This window comes from Streptococcus oralis (assembly GCF_018448765.2).
Taxonomy (GTDB): domain Bacteria; phylum Bacillota; class Bacilli; order Lactobacillales; family Streptococcaceae; genus Streptococcus; species Streptococcus oralis_BM.
In genome coordinates this window covers 1,595,148-1,619,051 of the sequence record NZ_JAHCMC020000001.1, presented here as the reverse complement: position 1 = coordinate 1,619,051, position 23,904 = coordinate 1,595,148, and the positions used below count along the sequence as shown (strand labels likewise).

17 protein-coding genes, 1 pseudogene and 1 riboswitch are annotated in these 23,904 nt (G+C 42.2%); of the genes and pseudogenes, 13 read left to right on the top strand and 5 right to left on the bottom strand.

Annotation, left to right across the window (positions count from 1 at the left end):
- Window positions 1-77: 77 nt before the first annotated feature.
- Window positions 78-1,517, bottom strand: a complete 1,440-nt coding sequence (locus tag KIH88_RS08110) for a TrkH family potassium uptake protein (RefSeq protein ID WP_213988828.1) — start codon at window positions 1,515-1,517, stop codon at window positions 78-80.
- Window positions 1,518-1,520: 3 nt separating this feature from the next.
- Entirely contained in the window at window positions 1,521-2,870 is a 1,350-nt protein-coding gene (trkA, locus tag KIH88_RS08105) for a Trk system potassium transporter TrkA (RefSeq protein ID WP_000706802.1), read from the bottom strand.
- Between the two features lie 401 nt (window positions 2,871-3,271).
- Here trkA and KIH88_RS08100 point away from each other — a divergent pair, with 401 nt between their 5' ends.
- From KIH88_RS08100 to rpsI, 9 genes are all read left to right on the top strand, one after another.
- A complete protein-coding gene (locus KIH88_RS08100) occupies window positions 3,272-3,775 on the top strand; it encodes a tRNA (cytidine(34)-2'-O)-methyltransferase (protein WP_084872224.1) in 504 nt (167 codons plus the stop codon).
- Between the two features lie 40 nt (window positions 3,776-3,815).
- Window positions 3,816-4,033: riboswitch (FMN riboswitch) on the top strand.
- A 153-nt stretch (window positions 4,034-4,186) separates the two neighbouring features.
- On the top strand, window positions 4,187-4,750 hold the full coding sequence (locus KIH88_RS08095; protein WP_084872226.1) for an ECF transporter S component: 564 nt from the start codon (window positions 4,187-4,189) through the stop codon (window positions 4,748-4,750).
- On the top strand, window positions 4,740-5,390 hold the full coding sequence (locus KIH88_RS08090) for a phosphatase PAP2 family protein (RefSeq protein ID WP_033585529.1): 651 nt from the start codon (window positions 4,740-4,742) through the stop codon (window positions 5,388-5,390). Before KIH88_RS08095 ends, KIH88_RS08090 begins: the two co-directional genes overlap by 11 nt.
- A gap of 379 nt (window positions 5,391-5,769) precedes the next feature.
- Entirely contained in the window at window positions 5,770-6,816 is a 1,047-nt protein-coding gene (gene pheS / locus KIH88_RS08085) for a phenylalanine--tRNA ligase subunit alpha (protein ID WP_000103747.1), read from the top strand.
- A 128-nt stretch (window positions 6,817-6,944) separates the two neighbouring features.
- Window positions 6,945-9,350, top strand: a complete 2,406-nt coding sequence (gene pheT / locus KIH88_RS08080; protein ID WP_033585531.1) for a phenylalanine--tRNA ligase subunit beta — start codon at window positions 6,945-6,947, stop codon at window positions 9,348-9,350.
- Between the two features lie 249 nt (window positions 9,351-9,599).
- Entirely contained in the window at window positions 9,600-10,493 is an 894-nt protein-coding gene (locus KIH88_RS08075; RefSeq protein ID WP_000895273.1) for an ABC transporter ATP-binding protein, read from the top strand.
- Complete coding sequence (locus KIH88_RS08070) at window positions 10,490-11,689, top strand: ABC transporter permease (protein WP_033585533.1); 1,200 nt, start codon at window positions 10,490-10,492, stop codon at window positions 11,687-11,689. Before KIH88_RS08075 ends, KIH88_RS08070 begins: the two co-directional genes overlap by 4 nt.
- A 210-nt stretch (window positions 11,690-11,899) precedes the next feature.
- Window positions 11,900-12,346, top strand: coding sequence for a 50S ribosomal protein L13 (gene rplM, locus KIH88_RS08065; protein ID WP_001044624.1), 447 nt, complete (start codon window positions 11,900-11,902; stop codon window positions 12,344-12,346).
- Between the two features lie 18 nt (window positions 12,347-12,364).
- Window positions 12,365-12,757: a 30S ribosomal protein S9 gene (rpsI, locus tag KIH88_RS08060; RefSeq protein ID WP_033585534.1), complete on the top strand. Its 393-nt coding sequence runs from the start codon at window positions 12,365-12,367 to the stop codon at window positions 12,755-12,757.
- A gap of 106 nt (window positions 12,758-12,863) precedes the next feature.
- Here rpsI and KIH88_RS08055 read toward each other — a convergent pair.
- The 3 genes and pseudogenes from KIH88_RS08055 to KIH88_RS08045 all read right to left on the bottom strand — a co-directional run.
- Window positions 12,864-13,412: pseudogene (locus KIH88_RS08055) on the bottom strand (site-specific integrase); the annotation flags it as partial.
- Between the two features lie 606 nt (window positions 13,413-14,018).
- Window positions 14,019-19,943, bottom strand: coding sequence for an alpha-L-fucosidase (locus tag KIH88_RS08050; protein WP_445656360.1), 5,925 nt, complete (start codon window positions 19,941-19,943; stop codon window positions 14,019-14,021).
- A 341-nt stretch (window positions 19,944-20,284) separates the two neighbouring features.
- Window positions 20,285-20,761, bottom strand: coding sequence for a glutathione peroxidase (locus KIH88_RS08045; protein ID WP_213988933.1), 477 nt, complete (start codon window positions 20,759-20,761; stop codon window positions 20,285-20,287).
- 201 nt (window positions 20,762-20,962) lie between these two features.
- On the opposite strand from KIH88_RS08045, the gene KIH88_RS08040 reads away from it, so the two are divergent.
- From KIH88_RS08040 to KIH88_RS08025, 4 genes are read left to right on the top strand one after another with little or no spacing between them, the layout of a single operon-like run.
- A complete protein-coding gene (locus KIH88_RS08040) occupies window positions 20,963-21,241 on the top strand; it encodes a TIGR04197 family type VII secretion effector (RefSeq protein WP_213988932.1) in 279 nt (92 codons plus the stop codon).
- Window positions 21,238-21,597, top strand: coding sequence for a DUF3958 family protein (locus tag KIH88_RS08035; protein ID WP_213988931.1), 360 nt, complete (start codon window positions 21,238-21,240; stop codon window positions 21,595-21,597). Before KIH88_RS08040 ends, KIH88_RS08035 begins: the two co-directional genes overlap by 4 nt.
- Window positions 21,587-23,224 carry a T7SS effector LXG polymorphic toxin gene (locus KIH88_RS08030; RefSeq protein ID WP_213988930.1) on the top strand — a complete coding sequence of 546 codons (1,638 nt, stop codon included), beginning with the start codon at window positions 21,587-21,589 and terminating at the stop codon, window positions 23,222-23,224. The genes KIH88_RS08035 and KIH88_RS08030 overlap by 11 nt, the downstream gene beginning before the upstream one ends.
- Window positions 23,225-23,234: 10 nt before the next feature.
- On the top strand, window positions 23,235-23,849 hold the full coding sequence (locus tag KIH88_RS08025) for a TipC family immunity protein (RefSeq protein ID WP_000721852.1): 615 nt from the start codon (window positions 23,235-23,237) through the stop codon (window positions 23,847-23,849).
- Window positions 23,850-23,904 lie beyond the last annotated feature (55 nt).

The following is a 23,904-nucleotide window of genomic DNA, read 5'->3' as shown; positions in this document are numbered from 1 at the left end:
GAGGACCGAAAGGTCTTCTCATTTTTAATAGAAAAATTCCCCTTTCACTAGCTTGTAAAAGGGGAGCTTTATTGTGATTAGCGTTTGGACCAGGTACGTTTCATAAAGAGAAGCAAAATGGGATAAATCTCTAGACGACCTGCAATCATTGCAAATGAGAGAAGGATTTTAGAGATGGGACTAAAGATAGCAAAACTAGAAGTTGTACCTAGAATAGGTCCGATGTTATTGAAACAACTGAAGACAGCACTGGTAACAACTAGAAAATCATTGCTATCTAGACTGACAATGAAGATAAGTGACAGTAAAATCATCACATAAATGACAAAATATTTTAGGACCTTGTGCTGGGTATCCTTATCAATCACAGTTTTATTGACATGTAGAGTTAATACGCGATGAGGAGATAAGATGGACAAGATCTGATTTTTTGCAATTTTTGAAAGGATGAGCCCTCTGATAACTTTGAGTCCACCTGCGGTTGATCCAGCAGAGCCGCCGATTCCCATGAGGAAGAGGAGGATAAATTGGGAGAAGAGGGGCCAGTTGGTAATATCTCCATAACCAAAACCAGTTGTTGTGATGATATTGGAAACCTGGAAGAGAGCCATTTCAAAGCTCTTAGAGACAACTTGGTAGAGATGGAGCGTATTGAGAGTAATTAAGCCGGTAGAAACTAGGACAATGATTATATATGCTCGTAGTTCTTCATCACCAAAGAAAGCCTTAACTCGACGGAGCATGAGGTAGTAGTAGAGATTAAAGTTGACCCCAAAAACCAGAACTCCGATACTGACGAGATAGGTGATGAGTGAGCTGCCATAGTGGGCAATTCCGTCGTTATAGACGGTGAAGCCTCCGGTTCCTGCCGTTCCCATAGCGATGACAAAGCTATCAAATAGAGGCATACCAGCTAGATAGTAGATGACTACAAAAAGTGAGAAGAGCCCTAAATAAAGCAGATAGAGGATCTGGGCAGTATTTTTCAGTTTGGATACAACCTTGCCAAAGACAGGCCCAGGGACCTCAGCCTTCATCACCTCTAAGTGACTATTCTTGGCATTGTCCATAATGGCAAGCGCGAAGACGAGTACCCCCATCCCTCCAATCAAGTGAGTGAAACTTCGCCAGAAGAGGAGGGAACGGCTGAGAACTGAGACATCTGTCAGAATGGTCGCTCCTGTAGTTGTAAAACCAGAACTGATTTCAAAGAAGGCATCGATGACACTTGGGATTTGTCCTGAAAAGACAAAGGGAAGTGCTCCAAAGAAAGACCATAGAATCCAACAGAGGGCGACGATTAAGACTCCCTCCTTTGTATAAATTCGCTGATTTTTGGGTTTCCGTAAAATTCCCAAGCTACCAAGAAGTATCAAAATCCCAATTGTTGTAAAGAGAGCTGTAAATACTTGGCTGGATTCTTGATAATAGGTTGCTACGCTAACGGGTACTAGGAGGAGAACCGCCTCAATCAAGAGAAGTTTTGAGAGGAGGTAACGAATCATACTTTTATTCATCTTTTACCTCTCAATCAGATCATAAATCTTGGTGATATTTGGTAGTAAGGTCGTCACGAGTAACTGATCTCCTACCTCAAGTCTATCCTCTCCAGTAGGGAAGATTGTTTTTCCTTTTCGGATAATGGCTGCGATGAGAACCCCTTTCTTCAATTTCAGATGTGAAAGAGGTTTGGCAGTCATTTTATTAGCTTCCTTGATTTGAAATTGAAGAGTTTCAATTTGACCGTTTGCTAGATGGTGCATGGCTTGAAGGTCTGAGTATTGAGCGTTTACTCGACCACGGATAAAGTGCATAATGGTATCCACTGCAATGCTTTTGGGTGTGATGATACTTGAAAAATCAGGTGCATGGATAATCTCTAAAAGGCTAGTTCGATTCACCTTGGTGATATTCTTATGGACACCAACACGGTCTAAGAACATAGAGGTAATGATGTTTTCCTCATCAACCCCAGTCAAAGTTGCAACTGCATCATAGTTGGGAGCACTTTCCTCAAGCAAGATATCTTTGGCAGTTCCATCTCCCTGTACGATATAGAGATTTGGAAATTTTTCACTGAAGAGACGAGCTCTCTCAGGATTAATCTCGATAACTTTAGTGTCAATACGGCTATCTTTTAAAATGCCAAGTAGGTAATAAGCGATTTTTCCAGCACCAACGATGAGTAAGCTTTTCACTGCACGTGATTTGAAATAGTTATGGAAGAGCATCATATCCACACGATTCCCAGTAACAAAAATTCTATCTCTATCCTGAATGGTGATATCACCGCTCGGAATCATAAGTTGATGGTCTCGTTCCATAGCGCAGACAATAATATTGCCAAATTTTTTACGAAAATCTGAGATTGGCATTTGACAGAGACCACTGGAATCTTTGACAACAAACTCCATCAGGTTGACCCTTCCCCCTGAGAACCGCTCAACTGAGAGTGCATTCGGAAAATCAATGATATTTGAGATAGCACGGGCGGCTAGGAGTTCTGGGTTAACGATAAGTGAGAATCCAAGAATATTTTTTTCTTTGAAATAGGCATTGGAGTATTCAGGATTTCGCACTCGAACGATGGTTTCTTTAGCGCCCATTTTTTTAGCAAGTACTGCTGAAATCATATTCACCTCATCGTGTTCCGTTAGAGCGATAAAGATATCACACTCTTGAACGCCGGCTTGCTCTAAGATAGCAAAGTCTGCTCCATTTCCAAGGAGTCCCATGATATCAAAGCGACTGACAATATGATCGAGAACAGCCTCATCTTGTTCGATGAGGACAACGTCGTGTTTTTCTGCAACCAGTGAACGGCAGAGGGCGAAACCGACTTTCCCTCCACCAACAAGGACAATTTTCATATAAAAACCCTACTTTTTCATGATGTAACTATCATACCCTTTTTTCGCAAAAAATGCACTTGCCAAGCCATTTTAGAGGATAAGAAAAGACTTTTTTAAGTTTTCAAAGATAAAATTGGTCCCCTTTTATAGAAATGTCTATTATATGAAGTGATTTCGCTCATTTAATATCCTTTCTCAGAAAAAGAATGACTAAGTATGGAAATATTATCAAAAAAAGTAAAAAAATCAAGTCGTTTCTATTGACAATGGTTCTGAAAGTGTTATACTAAGAAAGTAGCTTCGCTGATTTACTTCAAACCTGTTGTGAGGTAAGTTAACGATGCCTTAACCACGCTGTTTGCTGAGCTTGACTCCGGGCAGTGTGGCTATTTTTTTGCAATGGTGAAAGGAAGCAAGTCATGACAAATCACATTGTATTATTTGAACCTCAGATTCCACAAAATACAGGTAACATTGCGCGTACTTGCGCTGCGACCAATTCTCCCCTTCACATCATCAAACCGATGGGATTTCCTATTGATGATCGCAAGATGAAGCGAGCTGGATTAGATTATTGGGATAAGTTAGATATTTATTTTTATGACAGCTTGGAAGATTTCATGTCTCAGATGAAGGGAAAACTCTATCTGATTTCGAAATTTGCTGAGAAAGTATATTCTGAAGCAGATTTATCGACTGACGAAGACCATTATTTTCTCTTTGGACGTGAAGACAAGGGCTTGCCTGAGGACTTTATGCGAGAACATCCTGAGAAAGCTCTCCGTATTCCTATGAACGATGAACACGTCCGCAGTCTCAATGTGTCTAATACCGTCTGCATGATTGTCTATGAAGCGCTCCGCCAGCAGAACTTTGTAGGTCTTGAGCTTGTTCACACCTATGAAGCAGATAAATTGAAATAATCAAAATGCTTGCACTTGCAAGCGTTTTTTGTTATGATTAAAGGGTCTTCAGGGCTGGGTGCAATTCCCGACCGGCGGTGACTTTAACTAGCTATTTTGGCTTACTCTTCGTTGTCTTGTCTCGATATACTCAAGTATTATCTTCGACTGCGACGCCTAGATTAATCCAAAATATCTTAGTTAAAGAAGTCCGCGAGCGCAAGCTGATGTGGTGCGATTCCACAACCGACAGTATAGTCTGGATGGGAGAAGACGAAAGAATAGCTTTGTCTGTTCTGATGAGTTTATAGATGAATTGCAACCGCTTGCTCAAAAGAGTGAGAGGGAGCTTTTGGGATATAAAAAGTGAGAATAGATAGAGGGATCCTTTCCAACTTCTTCTGATTTTATAGAAAATTGGAGGAACCTGTTATGACAAACACACGTCGACTTTCGACCGTTGCGATTTTATCAGCCATTTCATTTGTGCTGATGTACTTTGACTTTCCGCTCTTGCCAGCGGCGACCTTCCTCAAGATCGAGTTTAGTATCTTGCCGGTCCTTGTGGGCTTGGTGGTGATGGATTTGCCAGCTGCACTAGGAATTCTCTTGCTTCGCTCACTCTTGAAGTTGCTTCTGAATAGCCAAGGAGTGAACACCTACATTGGTTTGCCAATGAATATCGTAGCCTTGGGAGTTTTTGTTATCGCCTTTGGTTTGATTTGGAAAAAGGAACGTAGTACTCTTCGTTTCCTACTAGCATCTCTAGCGGGAACTATTGGATTGACTGCTGCGATGTTGGTTCTCAACTATGTTTATGCGGTTCCTTTGTACGCGCAGTTTGCCAACTTTGATATTGGAAAAATTTTGGGACTTTCCAACTACCTAATGACCATGGTTTTACCTTTTAACTTGATTGAGGGTGTAATCTTTGCCGTTTCATTCTGGTTGCTGTATGTCCTCTTAAAACCAACCTTAAAACATTATGAGAGATAAACAAACATTTTTAATGAAGGGCAGTTTTGCCCTTTTACTTTTCGTCCTTCTTGGCTATATGGTTAAGTTCTATCCTGAAACGCTGGTCGGTTTTGATCAACCGATTCAGACTGCTCTTCGTGGGGACTTGCCAGATTATTTGACAGTTCTGTTCCGTGCCCTTACGCATTTGATTGATATCCCAGTGATTATCACCTGGGTTACCATTGCAGCCTTTATCTTTTATCGTAAGCAGTGGAAGATAGAAAGCTACTTCATGGCGGGCAATCTAGCCTTAGCTGGTCTTTTAATCGTGACCTTTAAAAACATCTACCAGCGCCCACGACCAGCTATCTTACATCTAGTCGAGGAGAAGGGATTTTCCTTCCCAAGTGGGCATTCTCTGGCAGTGACGCTGATGGTAGGGACTTTGATTGTTATTCTTAGTCAGCGAATTAAAAATCCAGTCTGGAGAAAAATCGTGCAAATCGTCCTTGGCCTCTACCTAGTCAGTGTGCTGCTATCTCGGGTCTATCTGGGAGTTCACTACCCATCAGATGTTCTTGCCAGTCTCTGTGTAGGCTTGGGAGTCTTGTTTATCGAATTTCCTTTCTATGATAAGCTTCGCTTCCAATGGCGATTTAAAGGCAAGCAGAAGTGAGTATCGAATTCCCTTGAGGAGAAAGAAATGAAAGGGAAAGCAGATGAAACAGATCTTACAAATAGATAGTGCATTGCGTCTTGTTCCTTTTTATATTGAAATTAGTCTGGTCTAACTTGTTTTTTAACTAAAAATTTGATAAACTATGTAGTAATCGAATAGAAATCCGCAAGACTAGTAACTCAAGGGAAGTATATCAGGGAGGAGAGCCATGACTGCAAGCTCTCTATATGAAAGCTGAGTGAATTCACTTGCGCATGGATTTAGAAATGAAGGTCTGACTTGTCAGATGAAACGGATGGTACCGCGTGTCAACGCTCCGAGTGGAGTTTTTGGCATGTGGTTTTCTTTTTATCTACGAGCGACTGATGGAGGAATTATGTCAACTATTGAAGAACAATTAAAAGCGCTTCGCGAAGAAACGCTGGCTAGCTTGAAGCAGATTACTGCTGAAAATGAAAAAGAGATGCAAGAATTACGTGTCTCTGTCCTTGGTAAAAAAGGGTCGCTTACTGAAATCCTTAAAGGGATGAAGGATGTATCGGCTGAAATGCGCCCTGTCATCGGGAAACACGTTAATGAAGCTCGTGATGTCTTGACAGCAGCCTTTGAGGAAACAGCGAAACTCTTGGAAGAAAAGAAAGTCGCAGCTCAACTTGCTAGTGAGAGCATCGATGTAACACTTCCAGGTCGTCCTGTTGCGGTTGGTCACCGTCATGTTCTTACACAAACCAGTGAAGAAATCGAAGATATTTTTATCGGGATGGGTTACCAAGTCGTGGATGGTTTTGAAGTGGAGCAAGACTACTATAACTTCGAGCGTATGAACCTTCCAAAAGATCACCCAGCTCGCGATATGCAGGATACTTTCTACATCACAGAAGAAATCTTACTCCGTACTCACACGTCTCCAGTTCAGGCGCGTGCTATGGACGCCCATGATTTTTCAAAAGGTCCTTTGAAAATGATCTCACCTGGGCGTGTATTCCGTCGTGATACGGACGATGCGACCCACAGTCACCAGTTCCACCAAATCGAAGGCTTGGTTGTTGGGAAGAACATTTCTATGGCAGATCTTCAAGGAACCCTTCAATTGATCGTTCAAAAAATGTTTGGTGAAGAGCGTCAGATTCGTCTGCGTCCATCCTATTTCCCATTCACAGAGCCATCTGTCGAGGTGGATGTTTCTTGCTTTAAGTGTGGTGGAGAAGGCTGTAACGTATGTAAGAAAACAGGTTGGATCGAGATTATGGGTGCTGGTATGGTTCACCCACGTGTCCTTGAGATGAGTGGTATTGATGCAACTGTTTACTCTGGTTTTGCCTTTGGTCTTGGTCAAGAGCGTGTAGCTATGCTCCGCTACGGAATCAACGATATTCGTGGATTCTACCAAGGGGATGTCCGCTTCTCAGAACAGTTTAAATAAGATTGAAACCTGAAACACAGTCCTATACAGTCCTAGTCATTTTCTCTCGATGAGAAGGTGAGGACTGACTCGAAGAAAAAGAAAGGAATTGAAAAGGTCTTACTTGGTGAGATCTTACAATCAGAATTATGCTTGTATCTTATAAATGGTTAAAAGAATTGGTGGACATTGATGTGCCATCACAAGAGTTGGCTGAAAAAATGTCAACTACAGGGATCGAGGTCGAAGGTGTCGAATCACCGGCTGCCGGTCTCTCAAAAATTGTCGTCGGTGAGGTCTTGTCTTGCGAAGATGTGCCAGAAACTCATCTTCATGTTTGTCAGGTTAACGTTGGCGAAGAAGAAGCCCGTCAGATCGTTTGTGGTGCCCCAAATGTGCGTGCTGGTATCAAGGTCATGGTGGCTCTTCCAGGAGCTCGTATCGCTGACAACTACAAAATCAAAAAAGGGAAAATCCGTGGCTTAGAGTCTCTCGGAATGATTTGCTCACTTGGTGAATTAGGTATTTCGGACTCAGTTGTGCCAAAGGAATTCGCAGATGGTATCCAAATCTTGCCTCAAGATGCTATTCCTGGGGACGAAGTCTTTTCTTACCTAGACTTGGATGATGAAATTATCGAACTTTCCATCACGCCAAACCGTGCAGATGCTCTATCTATGCGTGGAGTAGCGCACGAAGTGGCAGCTATCTATGACAAGGCAGTTAGCTTTAAGGAATTCAGTTTAACAGAAACAAATGAAAGTGCAGCAGATGCTCTTTCTGTAGGGATTGAAACAGACAAGGCGCCATACTATGCTGCCCGTATCTTGGACAATGTGACCATCGCACCAAGTCCACAGTGGTTGCAAAATCTCCTCATGAACGAAGGTATCCGTCCCATCAATAATGTGGTCGACGTAACCAACTATATCCTACTCTACTTTGGTCAGCCTATGCATGCCTTTGACTTGGATACCTTTGAAGGCAATGACATCCATGTGCGTGAAGCGCGTGCTGGTGAAAAATTGGTGACCTTGGACGGTGAAGAACGTGACTTGGAAACAAATGACTTAGTCATCACTGTGGCTGACAAACCAGTAGCCCTTGCAGGTGTCATGGGTGGAGAGGCTACAGAAATCTCCGAAAATTCTAGTCGCGTTGTGTTAGAAGCAGCTGTTTTCAATGGCACATCCATTCGTAAGACTAGTGGACGCCTTAACCTTCGTTCGGAATCATCTTCTCGTTTTGAAAAAGGGATTAATGTGGCAACAGTCGATGAGGCCTTGGATGCTGCAGCTAGCATGATTGCAGAACTTGCAGGTGCGACAGTGCGTAAGGGCATCGTTTCAGCGGGTGAGCTTGACACTTCAGATGTAGAAGTATCTTCAACTCTTGCCGATGTCAACCGTGTTCTTGGTACGGAACTTTCATATGCTGATGTGGAAGATGTCTTCCGTCGTCTTGGCTTTGGTCTTTCTGGCAATGCAGAAAGCTTTACAGTCAGCGTACCCCGTCGTCGTTGGGATATCACTATCGAAGCAGACCTCTTTGAAGAAATCGCTCGTATCTATGGTTATGATCGCTTGCCAACTAGTCTTCCAAAAGACGATGGTACAGCTGGTGAATTGACTGCGACACAAAAATTGCGTCGCCAAGTTCGTACGATCGCTGAAGGAGCAGGTTTGACAGAAATCATTACCTACGCTCTAACAACGCCTGAAAAAGCAGTTGAGTTCACGGCTCAACCAAGTAACCTTACAGAACTCATGTGGCCAATGACAGTGGACCGTTCAGTCCTCCGTCAAAATATGATCTCAGGTATCCTTGATACGGTGGCCTACAACGTAGCACGTAAGAATAAAAACTTGGCTCTTTATGAGATTGGAAAAGTCTTCGAGCAAACGGGTAATCCAAAAGAAGATCTACCAAACGAGATCAACAGCTTTGCCTTTGCCTTGACAGGCTTGGTTGCAGAAAAAGACTTCCAAACGGCAGCAGTTCCAGTTGATTTCTTCTATGCTAAGGGAATCCTTGAAGCATTATTTACTCGCCTGGGACTTGAAGTGACTTATACAGCAACAGCTGAGATTGCAAGTCTACACCCAGGACGTACAGCCGTGATTTCACTCGGTGACCAAGTTCTTGGTTTCATTGGCCAAGTGCATCCGGTCACTGCTAAGACTTATGATATTCCAGAAACGTATGTAGCGGAGCTCAACCTTTCAGCCATCGAAGCTGCGCTTCAACCTGCGGCTCCATTTGTGGAAATCACCAAATTCCCAGCGGTTAGTCGTGATATTGCTCTACTTCTCAAGGCAGAAGTCACTCACCAAGAAGTTGTAGATGCTATCCGAGCTGCAGGCGTGAAACGTTTGACAGATATCAAACTCTTTGACGTCTTCTTAGGCGAAAAATTGGGACTTGGTATGAAGTCAATGGCCTATAGCTTGACCTTCCAAAATCCAGAAGACAGCTTGACGGACGAGGAAGTCGCACGCTACATGGAAAAAATCCAAGCATCACTCGAAGAAAAAGTCAATGCAGAAGTACGTTAACTCATCAATCCATCCTTCGGGGTGGTTTTTTAGTTTCAAAAGGACAGTTCAAAAGAGAAAAGCAACAGTTGAGGAGAAAGACACCCTATCCAATTTTTAATGAGCTATACTAAACCTATTACTGGAGCGCTTAAAAACCTTGGATTTGGTAGATTTTTACTATAAATAATATCGATAAAATGGACATAAAACGTTGTAAATGCTATCAAAAAGGAGTATAATAAGTGCAACATATTTCGGAGGTGGAAAATGCTAGAAGTAAGAAATCTAGAGAAAAGTTTCGGTTCCAAGCAAGTCTTGTTTGGTGTCGATTTTCAAGCAAGTCCAGGACGGATTCTGGGGCTGGTCGGGAAAAATGGTGCTGGGAAAACAACGATTTTCCACAGTATGTTGAAATTTTTGGAGTATCAAGGAGAAATCAGTCTGGATGGGCAGGAGATTCGTCAGGAAACCTACGCTCGGATTGGCTATCTGCCTGAGGAACGTAGCCTCATGCCCAAATTGACAGTCCTTGAGCAAGTTCGCTACTTGGCTACTCTAAAAGGCATGGATGCTAAGGAGGTCAAGGAAAAACTCCCTCAATGGATGGAAAAATTGGAAGTGAAGGGCAAATTGACCGACAAAATCAAGAGCCTCTCCAAAGGGAATCAGCAGAAAATTCAGCTGATTATCACCCTAATCCATGAACCAGATTTGATTATCTTGGATGAACCTTTTAGTGGTTTGGACCCAGTCAACACCGAGTTGCTCAAACAGGTCATCTTGAAAGAGAAAGAGCGCGGTGCGACCATTATCTTTTCTGACCATGTCATGACCAATGTTGAGGAGCTTTGCGATGATATCCTGATGATTCGTGATGGGCGTGTGGTCTTGCATGGACCAGTTCAGGATGTTCGCAATCAATACGGGAAAACGCGTCTCTTTGTTTCAAGTGAACGAAGCAAGGAAGAATTGGAAAAACTTCCTCATGTCAAACAGGTGAGTTTAACCAAGCAAGGTAGTTGGAAATTAATCCTAGATGATGAGAGCGCTGGAAGGGAACTCTTCCCAATCCTGACTCAAGGTCAGTACATCGCGACCTTTGACCAACAAGCTCCAACAATCGATGAAATCTTTAAACTAGAATCAGGGGTGGAAGTATGAGAAATATGTGGATTGTAATGAAGGAAACCTATCTTCGACATGTCAAGTCGTGGAGTTTCTTCTTTATGGTGATTTCGCCGTTCCTCTTTTTAGCCTTATCTGCAGGAATTGGCTACCTCCAAGGGTCTTCTATGGCCAAGAATAGCAAGATAGCAGTAGTAACAACAGTGCCATCTGTGGAAGAAGGGCTCAAGGGTACCAATGGTATCAACTTTGATTACAAGGATGAAGCCAGTGCCCAGGCTGCTATCAAGGATGAGAAAATCAAGGGTTACCTAACCATTGACCAAGAGGACAGCGTCCTCAAGGCCGTCTATCACGGTGAAACTTCTCTTGAAAGTGGCATCAAGCTGGCTGTAACAAATAAGCTCAACGAACTGCAATACCAACTCAATCGCTCGGCGGCTAATTTGTCCCAAGAACAGGAAAAGCGCCTGAGTCAAACCGTTGACTTTACTGAGAAGATTGATGAATCTAAGGAAAACAAAAAAATTGTCCAAACCATTGCGGCCGCAGGGCTTGGTTTCTTCCTTTATATGATTTTGATTACCTATGCTAGTGTTACTGCTCAGGAAGTGGCTAGCGAGAAAGGAACCAAAATCATGGAAGTGGTCTTCTCTAGTATCCGAGCTAGTCATTATTTCTATGCTCGCATGCTGGCTCTGCTTCTTGTGATTTTGACTCATATTGGGATTTACGTCGTGGGTGGTCTGGCTGCGATTCTGCTCTTTAAAGACCTACCAATCTTGGCTCAATCTGGTATTTTAAATCATCTAGGAGATGCCTTCTCGCTCAATACCTTATTGTTTGTCTTGGTTAGTCTCTTTATGTATGTTGTTTTGGCAGCCTTTCTAGGTTCTATGGTTTCTCGTCCTGAGGATTCAGGGAAAGCCTTGTCACCATTGATGATCTTGATTATCGCAGGATTCGTTGGAGTGACCGCTCTAGGTGCTGCAGGGGATAATTTGGTTTTGAAAATTGGTTCCTACATTCCCTTCATTTCGACTTTCTTTATGCCATTTAGAGCTATAAATGGGTATGCAAGTGGTCTGGAAGCTTGGATTTCTCTAGCCATAACGGTTGTTTTTGCAGTCACTGCAACAGCCTTTATCGGACGCATGTATGCTAGCCTAGTCCTTCAAACGGATGATTTGGGAATCTGGAAAACCTTTAAACGTGCCTTAGCTTACAAATAGGAGAGCCTCGCAAAAGCGAGGTTTTTCTAGATGTTAAACACTGAAATCGGCAAAAATATTTTTCATATCTATTGACTTTTAGTAGTGAAATTTGGTATGATAGTAGACGGTATTGTTTACCCCATTTGTAAGGCCCCGGAACCTTTCAAATACCCCGCGGACCGGAACATCCGCCCTGTAAACAAAAACGATATTCATATAGGAGAAATCATGAACAAAACTACATTCATGGCTAAACCAGGCCAAGTAGAACGCAAATGGTACGTTGTTGACGCAACTGATGTACCTCTTGGACGCCTTTCAGCAGTTGTTGCTAGCGTACTTCGCGGAAAAAACAAACCAACATTTACACCACACACTGATACAGGTGACTTCGTAATCGTTATCAATGCTGAAAAAGTTAAATTGACTGGTAAAAAAGCAACTGATAAGATCTACTACACTCACTCAAACCACCCAGGTGGATTGAAACAAATCTCTGCTGGTGAACTTCGTTCTAAAAATGCAGTACGTTTGATCGAAAAATCAGTTAAAGGTATGCTTCCACACAATACTCTTGGCCGCGCTCAAGGTATGAAATTGAAAGTATTCGTTGGAGCTGAGCACACTCACGCTGCACAACAACCAGAAGTTCTTGATATTTCAGGACTTATCTAAGGAAAGGAACAATAAAGTATGTCACAAGCACAATATGCAGGTACTGGACGTCGTAAAAACGCTGTTGCACGCGTTCGCCTTGTTCCAGGAACTGGTAAAATCACTGTTAACAAAAAAGATGTTGAAGAGTACATCCCACACGCTGACCTTCGTCTTGTTATCAACCAACCATTCGTAGTTACTTCAACTGTAGGTTCATACGACGTTTTCGTTAACGTTGTAGGTGGTGGATACGCTGGTCAAGCAGGAGCTATCCGTCACGGTATCGCTCGTGCCCTTCTTCAAGTAGACCCAGACTTCCGCGATTCATTGAAACGCGCAGGTCTTCTTACACGTGACTCACGTAAAGTTGAACGTAAGAAACCAGGTCTTAAGAAAGCTCGTAAAGCATCACAATTCTCAAAACGTTAATCAATACGATTATATCAACGTTTCAAAGCACTCAAAAGTTTACCTTATGGGTGCTTTTTTCGTGTTTTTTTTAAAAGTTTACCTCAAAGTTCACCTTATTTTTACCTTATTGTTTTAGAGACTTTAAAGCAAATTCACCAACTGCCATAGGAACTATATTAGAAGTATTGACATAAATCTGAGTTGTACCTGTATCGCTATGTGTTAGTGCTTCAGAAATAGCTTCTAAGCTCATTCCTGCTTGTTTAGCAAGCGTTGCTCCTGTATGTCGCAGTTTATGAGGTGTAGCATGTGCCAGCTCTTTATGTCGCTTTCTGATGCTTTTCATTTTATTGTTTAGATAGTCAGCATGTAAAGGCTTGTTGATGTTTCCTTTTGTATCGATATATGTAAAAACAAATTGTTCTGGATTACTGATGATGCCAAACTTTGCTAGTTCATATTTTTGTTGCTCTTTCCAAGAGGTAAGAAGTTGAAGTAAGTCATTAGAAATAGAGAAAATAGTCTTCTTATTTCCCTTAGTTGATTTTACTTGTCCATATCTATCTAAAGCTTGAATTAGCTGAATCTGTGATTTTGAAAAATCGATATGTTTCCATTGAAGAGCATAGGATTCTGATTTTCTATCGCCTAAGAAAAAGGTGAGATAGAATATATGACTTTTTTTTCTACAACAAAATAGGCTCCATAATTTCTACAGTAGTTTTACCCACTACAGAAATTATAGAGCCAGATGATTTTCAGTTAGTTCTTAGGAAGTAATTGGAAAGGAAATAGTCCAGAACAACTGTTCTGGACTATTTTTTTATCTTGAGAAATCAGTGACGCTTTTAAACGTTATTAAGAATCAATTTACATAATATTTATAAGTAATTTTTTCTATAAATAATAAAGTATGCCCTTGAACTTTTTTAGTATTCTAGCCTATAAAATATAGGGTATTGATGGAGACTTGTCATCTGAAATGAAATAATAGATCGTTAAGGGATAACAATTGATTTGAGAAGCATTTATCCTGCTAAGTGATGAAAGTGAATTCTGTGAATGGAGATGGCTCGAGTAAGTTTTAGAGGAAACTATGTAAGTAGGAGGCTAGAAAAATATGGGCGTTCAGTACTGTGAATTTATAAAAAGTTCAATTAAATTTTGGGATCCTTTATGGATTTTTTCACACAAGGTTGATCGTGAAAAAAAGAGAAGACCAGATGGTCTTCTCTACGGGGGAACTGAATAATTAGAAAGAATCAATCAAAGAGGGTTATTAGTCTTTGAAATTCTTTTGGAAGATAAGGAGAGACAAGATAGAAGTGATTGCTGCCAAGTAGAGGAAGGCAGTTGCTTCTTGTTCCCCAGTTGCTGGAAGTTGTCTTTCCTTGTCTTCTTTGACTGTAGTTGTAACAGGAGCTTTTTCATCTTTTGCTGGTGAATTATCTGTTACGACTGGAGCAGGTTTTTCAGTCTCTCTTGGGAGAATATACTCAGGAAGAGTCACAACTGGTGGCGCTTCTGTTCCAACTGAGCTTTGTTTGCTACCTACCTCAATCACTCGATCTTGTGCTGGAGTTGCTTCTGTTTGGAGAACCTTGCGATTGTTACCGTTCACTTCAACATACTCGACTAAGAGACCGTCTTTCCCTTCTGATAGAACTTGCTCTTTTCCTTTGTCTAATTGTGGGTTTTCGCGACGAATCGTCTTAAACGGTACGACCTTATTGACGATTTCCAAGCTTGGAAGTGTAAAGACAAGGTCTTTAACTCCTTCCTCAGGACTTGAAGAAGTAATTGGTTTCTCAGGTTGCGCTGGAGTTTCCGGTTGAGTCGGATTTTCAGGCTGAGCAGGTTTCTCAGGCTGAACTGGCTTTTCAGGCTGGTCAGGTTTCTCAGGTTGAGCAGGTTGTTCAGGTTGAACTGGATTCTCAGGTTGAGTCGGCTTTTCCGGTTGAGCTGGAATTTCCGGTTGAGCAGGTTGTTCAGGTTGAACTGGATTCTCAGGTTGAGCTGGCTTTTCAGGCTGAGCAGGTTTCTCAGGTTGAGCAGGTTTTTCAGGCTGAGCAGGCTTTTCCGGTTGCGCCGGTTTCTCAGGCTGAGCAGGCTTTTCGGGCTCAGCAGGCTTTTCCGGTTGAGTAGGTTTCTCAGGTTGAACTGGTTTTTCAGGTTGAGCAGGTTTCTCAGGCTGAGCTGCTTCGAGCTTGCTGATTTGTTCGAGAGCAGTTTCTAGCGCTTGATTGACTGCTTCCTGAGTTTTAGCTTCTTGGATTGCAGCAATGGCTTGGTCAGCAATTGCTAATAATTTCTTCTTAGCTTCCTTGTTGGATCCAAGCTCAGCGACTTTTTTCTCGATAGCTTTTGCCAAGCTGTCCATAGCCTTATCGTACTCAATTTCCGGTTGTTTTGGTTCGGCTGGTTGGTCAGGTTTAGAAGGTTCTTCAGGCTGTTCAGGTTGATCTGGACTAGGTTCCTCTTGTCCTCTTTGATAGTTTTCATCCTTGGATAGGATATCTTGTAAGGAACTGACTGTCAACATGACTTCTTGAACATCCACAGCTTCGGTACTAAGTTGGTTTCTCAATTTTTCTAGATTTGCTTGGAAAGCTTGGCGTGCAGTAGCCGTATTTTTCAAACCTGCTGGATCAAAGTTTGACAGATCATCTTTCCATTTAGAGATAGACTGGATGATATCTGTCTTGCTGTAGAGTTCACTACCTTCACCACGAGTGATGAATTGGTCTACCTGGATACCGATATTTCGAGACAAATCGTTTCGATCAGGATCGAGTTGAAGGGTGACTGCGTGCAGGTTTTCGTCCAGACCTTTTAGGTTAACCAGAGTTTGATTGCCTTGGCGTTGGGCAGCGTGACCGCTAAAGTATTTCTTACCATCAATAGTCGAAGCATTTCCCATACCCTCTTGGTAAGGAACTTCTTTGCCGTCGAGGAATACCTTGTAGATACCATGATTTGGATCAACATAGCCCTTGATATCAAGTCCAGTACCGTAGAAGTAAGCTGTTACGGTTGTCTTTTTCTTTTGTTCATCAGTTAAGCGACCAAAGGAAGCCCAAGACTCCGTCTTTTGGTATTTATCTGCGGAATTAGTTTCATGGTTCCAGCCAGGACTGTAATCCAACTGACTAGCTTGGTCATCATAGCTTGTTTGATCCTTGATCAGCAATTCGGCTTTCATCACTTGGATGGTTGCATCGGTAGCAAAACCGAGCAAGGCACCATCAGAAACAGAAGTGAGCTTGGCTTTAAAGTCAAAGATAGAGTCGGCTTGTTCTGTAAAGTCAATCGTTGGGATGGTCACAGTCTTTTCTGTTTCTCCATCTTCAAAAGTCACATCTTGAGTTGTATCTTGGTAAACTTTACCGTGAACTCCAGTTCCAGGTTCTGTGATGAAGCGAACAGTAGCAGCCCCCTTGCTTCCACCAACACGTTTAATCTTAACAGTGACTGGTTTTCCTTTTTCGACTTCGTAGTTGGTAGATTCGAGTTCAAACATTCCCTTGCTATCATTGTTTAGGGTGTAGATTCCTTCTGTAGCAATTGGTTCACCTGTTTTGTTTACAAGAGTAATAGTATGTTGGCCAGGTGCTAAATCGCCTGTCTCAAAGACTTTTTGGCTGCGTTTACGGCTAGCATTCTTAGTTTGGACATCGGCAACCTTTTGACCATCAACGTAGACGGACATTTCTCCATGACCTGGATCGACTGTAGAGACGACATAGGCCTTGGTTCCTGTGAAGGTATAGCTTGCTTTGGCATCTTTTTGATTGGTCCACATAGAAGTGCCACGAACACCTTCAGATTCATTGTACCAAGTTGTTCCGGCTGTATCCGCAGTTGTGTTTGAGTGGTATTCAAGTCCGAGAGGATAGCCATCTGTCTTTTCAATGCTGCTTGGTGTCTTGTAAACTGAGAAGTTGGTCAAGATTGGGGTTGCTTGAGCACCAGTGATGGTTACACGGATTTTTTGTGCTTCTACAGGCTTACCTTGAATCAAGCGACGGTAACCAACAGTTGAACCTTCACCATATGGAACCCAGCGTCCGTTGATTTCGACTTCAATCTTGAAACCAGAGATCCGTTGACCTTTGGCAATGTCTTCTTTGAGTTCGACAACGTCAAAGCGTCTCTTTTGCCCCAAATCGACTGTGAAACTACCTGTTGTGGCATCATTTGAGAGCGCCCAGCTGGTGTCATCTTTACCGTCTGTGAGGTGACTTTCCTTGTAGAGGCGGTTCTGACGAGTAGAACTTGCTGTTACAGTGGCACCTTTGGCAAAGTCAGTTGCATACATTTGGTCTAGAGTTGCCTTGAATTCCTTCAAGCGAGCTACATCTGCATCTGCGAATTTTCCTTCTTTGTTTGGTGGAATATTGAGAAGAAGTGGCGTTCCACGACCAACAGACTTGAAGTAGATATCCATCAACTCTTTGAGTGATTTCGGCTGTTGATTGTCATGGTAGAACCAACCAGAACGAATCGAAACGTCAGCTTCCCCTACAGAGTACATATCACCATCTGGGTCACCATGGTTGAGGTATTCGTTTTTCACATCGTCTGTGATATTGGCTCTCTTGACTTTATGCCAGACAGGGTCACCTGCGATCCCCCGTTCATTTCCAATCCAGCGAACGCTTGTCGGTTGAGCAGAGAAGATGGCGATATCTCCTTCAGCTTCTTTGATGTATTTGAACCACTCATCAAAGGTATAAGTGACTTTTTGTGCACCGCTACCACGCGCACCGTCCATCCAAACTTCGATGAATTTGCCTTTATTTCCGTATTTCGGATTTCCAAGGATTTCTTTCAGTTGGTTGAGATAGTATTGGTTGTATTCCTTTTCGGTTGCAACATGGTATTTAGGATGGTTGGCATCCCATGGTGAAAGGTAAACCCCCATGTTCATGTCATACTTGCTAGCAGACTTGGAAACTTCTTCGAGAAGGTCACCCTTTCCATCTTTCCATGGGCTAGCAGCTACGGTATGGTTGGTGTATTTAGATGGGTAAGCAACGAATCCGTCGTGGTGTTTAACAACCATAATGGTTCGTTTGAAGCCAGTTTCCTTCAGAGTGCGAATCCACTGGTCAGTATCCAAGTTGGTTGGATTGAAGTATCGAGGGTCTTCTTTCCCATTTCCCCATTCAGAATTGGTATAAGTGTTCATTCCGTAGTGGATGAAGGCCGCCAATTCTTCCTTGTGGTAATCAAGTTGAGCCTTGCTTGGAAGAGGTCCATGGTTTCCAATCTCAGTTTCCTTATCTTCTGGATGAGCCACTGGTGGAGTCGGAGTCGTTGGATTAGCTGTATCAGCTACTGGCTCGTATTCAAAGACGACCTCATTCACCCCTTTTTGCTGGATCCTTGCTTCCAAGCTAGCTTTTACTGGACGGTAGCCAGCAATGTCTTTTGCATGGAAGGTGTTGACAAAGGAAACGTCATACTCTTGACCGTCATTGTTATCAACTGTCGCTTCCGCTAGTTCAGTAGTGGTTCCTTTTTGACGGTAGTAAACTTTGAAAGAGCCTTTGTTGACTTTATAGACCACCTTGATGACACGTGTACCGGCAGGCGCTTTGCTGACAACATTGTGCTCTTCAGTCCATGCATCTTTTAGCTGTTTATTGACTGCTACGCCATCAATGGATACAATTTCGTATTTGTCTTTATTCTTCTGATAGAATTCCGTCTTCTCGATTTCTTTTTTGAAATTATAGTCAAATGGCGAATCAACAGCTGTCTGTTCGATGAAGGTATCATTATCTTTGACAGGATTTCCTTCTTCGTCTTCGTGTTGAATAACCACACGACCGTATTCAACTCCCTTGGTCAAGGTAGCAATCCCATCTTGGTTGAAGGAATATTCGTTGTTTCCAATAACAGCTGTTTCGTTCCGAAGCATACGCCCCTCATCGGTAAAATAGTAACGATTTCCGTTATCTCCTTGGTACCAGCCTTTCACACCATGTTTGGCAATCAAGTCCTTCACCCATTTCAGTTGTTTAGGTGAAAGGACGAGTCCGCCACCAAAGCGATCCTTTTCAGGAACACCATTGTCGACGGTTCCGTGTTGGTGAACACCGAGAACTTTTCCTTGGCTATCGACAATCCCACCACCAGACAAACCAGACACAGAAGTGGTTTGGTAGGTGATACCGGTCGTTCCCTTATCGTCATAGGAATCAACAGATCGGATAGTCCCGTTAGCCTTGTAAAGTTGGCCAGCTAGGATAGGTTGTTTCAGTTCTTTTGAGCTCGAGTCAGTTGGGTAGCCAATCGTACTAATAGCTTCTCCCGGCTGATGCGTCTTGTGCTCCGCTAAAGGTGCAAAAGTTGCTGCTTTGTTTGGACTAGCAATCGGAAGAGGAATAGGAGCTTCTACAAGAGCAAGGTCGTTTTTATAGCCTTTGCCAAACTCCTTCTTGTTCCAGAAATGGATGTCCTTTTCTCTAAATAAAACCGTAGTTCCAGAAGATGGAAGTGAGTTTTTCTTTTCGCTATTTGAACCAACGTTATAGTAGAACTGGGCAGCTTTCCCACCACGGATGTGGCCTTCACCAGTTTCTTTATTGGCTTCTAGGAAGTTATGAGCGACGGTAAGGATCAGGTTAGGGGCTACAAAGATACCTGAGCCTGAAACGAGGTAACGTTGCTCCCCTGCATTGTAAGTGCTGTAAACCATAGTAGCAGCAGTTGCAGGTTGTCCCTCGTAGTTGATGTGTTTGAGATCTTGTCCACCGTTAATAATAGCACGGTTTCCATTCTCAGCTTCTTTTGGAGCTTCTTCCTTATCCTTTAGAATGCTCTTAGTTTCTACTTCTGGACTAGCTTTCTTGTCAACGATAGTAGTCGTGTCGAGTTCTTTGACAGGTGTGTCTGGATAGGCACGGTCCTGAATGTCTTCAGGGAGCAAGTCAGCACTGTTGGTATCGGCAGCAGGCGTTTCTTGTTTTTCAGTCTCTACTCGACCTGCTTCTTTAGCTGGTTCAGCCTTGCTTTCCTCTATATCTGCGACTTGTTCAATTTGCTGGTCTAAATTGGATGTCGTGGCAGGAGATGTTTCGTCTGCACGCACGGTTCCAGAAGCAAAAAATGCCAGTCCGACGATGACAGAGGCTACGCCCACAGTTAACTTCCGAATGCTAAAAGTTTGCCCTTTTTCAAAAAGGTATCGATTCATAATATACTCCTAGTTTTTAGAAAGGCAGTCAGCTACTGCCCGAGCCCAAGTCTGACTTGGTTACAACTTGATTTAATGAAAAAACTCTCTGATAATTTGTAAGCTACTTTACCTCCCGTTTATAAAGCGCTTTCATTTTAAGATAAAAAATTTAAAAGGCCATTTCTCCCTTAAAATGACTAATAGTTTTTAATATAACAAATATACTAAATTAATGAAAGAATTGCAATAGCAAAAAAGCAAAAAATAAATATAAATTAAAGAAAATAAGTTACTTTTTAAAGAAAAAAAGCATCCTTTCAAGTCTCAAACTAAATGAAAGGACACGTTTTAAAAAGAAATTAGAGTATCTTTTGGAGAGACTCTTGGATGGTTTGGGGGTCTGTTTTGGAAGAGAAGCGCTCAAGGACTTGCCCATCTCGACCAATGAGAAACTTAGCAAAATTCCATTCGATTCGTTTTCCTAGCGGACCAGCTTTCTGGTCTTTTAACCAAAGGTAGAGAGGATCTGCTTCCTTGCCGTTGACCTTGATCTTGGCAAAGCGAGGGAAAGTTGTCTGATAGTGTAGGCTACAGAAGCTATTGATCTCCTCTGCGCTGCCGGGTGCTTGTCCCATAAACTGATTGCAAGGAAAATCCAAAATCTCAAAGCCCTGATCTTGGTAGTGATCATAGAGTTCTTGGAGCCCTTTGTACTGGGGGGTTAAGCCACATCCGGTAGCAGTGTTGACAATCAAAAGAACTTTGCCACGATAGCTCTCCAGGGGAGTTACTTGGTTGTTTTGGTTCAAAACGGAAAAATCATAAAGTGAAGTCATGAGGGCCTCTTTTCTTTTTCTACATTGTAACAGTTTTTACTTTTTTCGTCGAGTCGGATGGGAGAGGTTATTGAAAAAATACACAATTGTTAATAAATCAGCACAAAATGATGACCCTTTTATAAAACATGGTATAATAGGCCTATATAGCTAAATGAAGTAAACCTAACACTAGGGATTAAGAAAAAGGATAGAACAGTCATGTCAACAGTAAAAAGTGATCTAAATATTGCGCAAACGTATGCGAGTCAGCTGAAAAATGCTTGTCAATCGTTAACAGCAATCGCTGCGGCTAGTCAAGATGAGCTAACGACCCTTCAAGGGAATAACAAGGCCCATCAATGTCTGACAAAGGATCAAAATCTAGCTAGTCAGATTACAGCCGCTGTCACCCTAACTTCCGAACGACTGCACTCTGTAGCGAGTGATTTTGAGGCGCTAGATGAAGCTGCGGCCAATGATTTTAGGAGTCATACATGAGCAAGTTAGATGGGTTGAAGAAAAGAGAGCGAGACCTCTTGTACCAGCTAGAAGACAATGGAAAAGAGAAATATCGCACCAAAGAACTGATAGAAACCTTTGAAGGATATGATAGAGCTAGCCACCGTTATCAAAGTGATTTGTGGGAGGCGGCCTATCAGAGCCGATATGCAGGACAGTTGGAAGAAACGCTCCTGCAAAGAAACCAACTTAAAAACCAAATCCTTGAGGACCTCAGCTACCACATGGATGATTTGAAGAAAGAAAAATTCCGGTTAGAGGGAGACTTGGATGCGGTTTACTATGAAAGACGCAAAGAACTAGAAAGAGAAGAGGAGAAACGACATGGGCATTGATATGTATTTGGAACAATCACAACTACAAAGTTCAAGTGTAGTAACCATGTGCCAATCTCAGGTGGAGGCTTATCAAGACTTGCAATCAGCCATTCAAAAGTTTTCAGAGGATACAGAGAGTCTAAAGGGCGACGCTTATGATTCGGCTAGAAGTTTTTTTGCAAGTGCCTTGCTGCCCTTGAGCAAAGGGGGACAGCTCTATGCAGAAACCTTCTCTCAAGCTATCAAGAAATTTCCAGAAGACTACCAAAGTATGGTCGACAGCAAGAGTTGGCGTGAGGATGATCTGCTTGATAAGATCCGCCAGGAAGAGCAAATGATTGCTTATCTAGATGAAGTCAACCAATCCCTTTCTAGCTTGACCATGGATAGTGAAGAAAAGGGGAGATTGAGACGCAGCAATGTGGAACTCATGCGAGGACACCATGCGAATAAACGCGTCTATGAAACGATTTTGAGAGACCTGCGTGCCTATGATAGCTACTCAGGAGGGCTTTTCGATGAACTAGACAGTATTGATGTGCAACTGAGTCGCGGACTGGCCCAGATTGAAAGTAGTTGGGATGCAAAGACAGGGGTCTTTAAAGTCCCATCTGACCTGACTTGGGCTAACTACCTATCTGCTTATACTGATACAAAGGATATGAAGCTCAGTCGACAAGAGAAGACCTTTGTCCAGACCATGATGGCAGAATACGGCTTTGATGCAGAGACAGCCCAACAACTCCTGACCATCAAGCAGGGGATAGACAGTAAGTTCCCAACCTCAAGTCAAGAGTTTCGTGACTATATCTTTTTGCGAGTCGTCGGTGCAGCCTACTATAATGACTTTAAGTGGAATGAAACGGCAGGTGGTTTGGGGCATTATTTTTATAACGAATTTGTGAGTGATCCGCAGACAGGCCAAAAATTGAAAACTTTGAAACCAATTCTTGAAATCTTTAAAGAATTAGGATTGAAAAAAGAAAAGGCCAAAGAACTGTATTATAACCTTAGATTGCAACATGAGATGGCGGGTGGTGAAGTTGCTAATATAACAAAGTTAAAAGAAAAAAGACTTGAATATAACAGTGCCAAGACTAAATATGAAAAAGTTTATGGTACTTCAGGTAACTTTGACCAATTTTGGGATACCAAACTGAAGGCCTATTCTAACAATGGAGCAGGCCATGCAGACTTTACCCATCAATCCATCACTATGGCGACTCACCTTAATCCTAATCAAGTTCAGTTAGCTGATGTCTATGGCGGTAGAGAGCATGTCAAGGACCTTTCAGGCTGGGAGGGAGACACGACCTTTAACGCTACGGATAAGAAACCAAGCATTGGTGAAGACGACTACAAGGCAGATTTGGACTCGGTCAATCTTATCGGCCGTATGCAGAAGGGGCAATCCTATGACCAAGCGATATCTTCCTATTATGCTGACCTTCAAAAATACTCCTCTCAGAGAGAAAGAGAATTTTTGAAAAATAAGGATTGGAATACAGTCAGGGATACTATTTATGATAGTTTGCGACCAACAGATATTAAGTTAGATGGGGAGGGTGCTCTTAAAGCATATATTGAAAGAAAATATCCAGGTGTGTCCAAGTTTTTAAATCGTTTAGAAGTTGTGGCAGATTAGGAGGATGATGATGAAAAAAATACTCGGTCTAGTAGTGTTATTTGTACTAATTGTATTATCTTGTTTCTACTTTTTTATCCAACAACCTAAAAATATTTTTGATGAAATTTACCAAGAGACGGAGAAAACCTATCGGTCAAATAATATTTTAAGAAATATAGATGGATTTGAAATCAGACCTGATTGGCCAAGTGATGGAGAGTATTCTAAATATTATCCATTTGGAACTTATAATAAAAACAATACCCCAGAAGACTATTTTGAAATCGAAATTGGTTTTAATTTTGCTACAAAAACACAATTAAGTTCAATCTCGTTTGAAAAGCGAATTGGGCCAAATGTTAGAGTTAGAATATGGGATAACTATTCTCGTAAGGATCGTGTTTTAAAAAAATTTGTAAAAATAGGTTTAAAGAAAGCGGATACGGAAACTTATATCGAAGACGAAACCCAAGTGAAATCTTACCTAGAGCAGTACGGTATCACTGCCAAGGATTTGGATTCTTACTACGACGAAATCGTAAATCAGAAAGTCCTGAAAGATTGGTGCTCGATTTATGACAGTAAATACTCGCCAAGCAATTATGGTGATGTCAAGATTGAAACCCAGTGGGAGAATTGGTGATAGGGATCAGTAGATATTTTGGAAAATATCCTATGAATTGAAGTGGAAATCCCAC

Excerpts from the sequence above, each read along its gene's own strand:
- trkA (WP_000706802.1), bottom strand. The coding sequence starts at position 2,870 with ATGAAAATTGTCCTTGTTGGTGGAGGGAAAGTCGGTTTCGCCCTCTGC.
- KIH88_RS08050 (WP_445656360.1), bottom strand. The coding sequence starts at position 19,943 with ATGAATCGATACCTTTTTGAAAAAGGGCAAACTTTTAGCATTCGGAAG.
- KIH88_RS08070 (WP_033585533.1), top strand. The coding sequence starts at position 10,490 with ATGAGAAATATGTGGATTGTAATGAAGGAAACCTATCTTCGACATGTC.
- KIH88_RS08110 (WP_213988828.1), bottom strand. The coding sequence starts at position 1,517 with ATGAATAAAAGTATGATTCGTTACCTCCTCTCAAAACTTCTCTTGATT.
- KIH88_RS08025 (WP_000721852.1), top strand. The coding sequence starts at position 23,235 with ATGAAAAAAATACTCGGTCTAGTAGTGTTATTTGTACTAATTGTATTA.
- rplM (WP_001044624.1), top strand. The coding sequence starts at position 11,900 with ATGAACAAAACTACATTCATGGCTAAACCAGGCCAAGTAGAACGCAAA.
- pheT (WP_033585531.1), top strand. The coding sequence starts at position 6,945 with ATGCTTGTATCTTATAAATGGTTAAAAGAATTGGTGGACATTGATGTG.
- KIH88_RS08045 (WP_213988933.1), bottom strand. The coding sequence starts at position 20,761 with ATGACTTCACTTTATGATTTTTCCGTTTTGAACCAAAACAACCAAGTA.
- KIH88_RS08040 (WP_213988932.1), top strand. The coding sequence starts at position 20,963 with ATGTCAACAGTAAAAAGTGATCTAAATATTGCGCAAACGTATGCGAGT.
- KIH88_RS08030 (WP_213988930.1), top strand. The coding sequence starts at position 21,587 with ATGGGCATTGATATGTATTTGGAACAATCACAACTACAAAGTTCAAGT.
- KIH88_RS08075 (WP_000895273.1), top strand. The coding sequence starts at position 9,600 with ATGCTAGAAGTAAGAAATCTAGAGAAAAGTTTCGGTTCCAAGCAAGTC.
- pheS (WP_000103747.1), top strand. The coding sequence starts at position 5,770 with ATGTCAACTATTGAAGAACAATTAAAAGCGCTTCGCGAAGAAACGCTG.
- rpsI (WP_033585534.1), top strand. The coding sequence starts at position 12,365 with ATGTCACAAGCACAATATGCAGGTACTGGACGTCGTAAAAACGCTGTT.
- KIH88_RS08095 (WP_084872226.1), top strand. The coding sequence starts at position 4,187 with ATGACAAACACACGTCGACTTTCGACCGTTGCGATTTTATCAGCCATT.
- KIH88_RS08090 (WP_033585529.1), top strand. The coding sequence starts at position 4,740 with ATGAGAGATAAACAAACATTTTTAATGAAGGGCAGTTTTGCCCTTTTA.
- KIH88_RS08035 (WP_213988931.1), top strand. The coding sequence starts at position 21,238 with ATGAGCAAGTTAGATGGGTTGAAGAAAAGAGAGCGAGACCTCTTGTAC.
- KIH88_RS08100 (WP_084872224.1), top strand. The coding sequence starts at position 3,272 with ATGACAAATCACATTGTATTATTTGAACCTCAGATTCCACAAAATACA.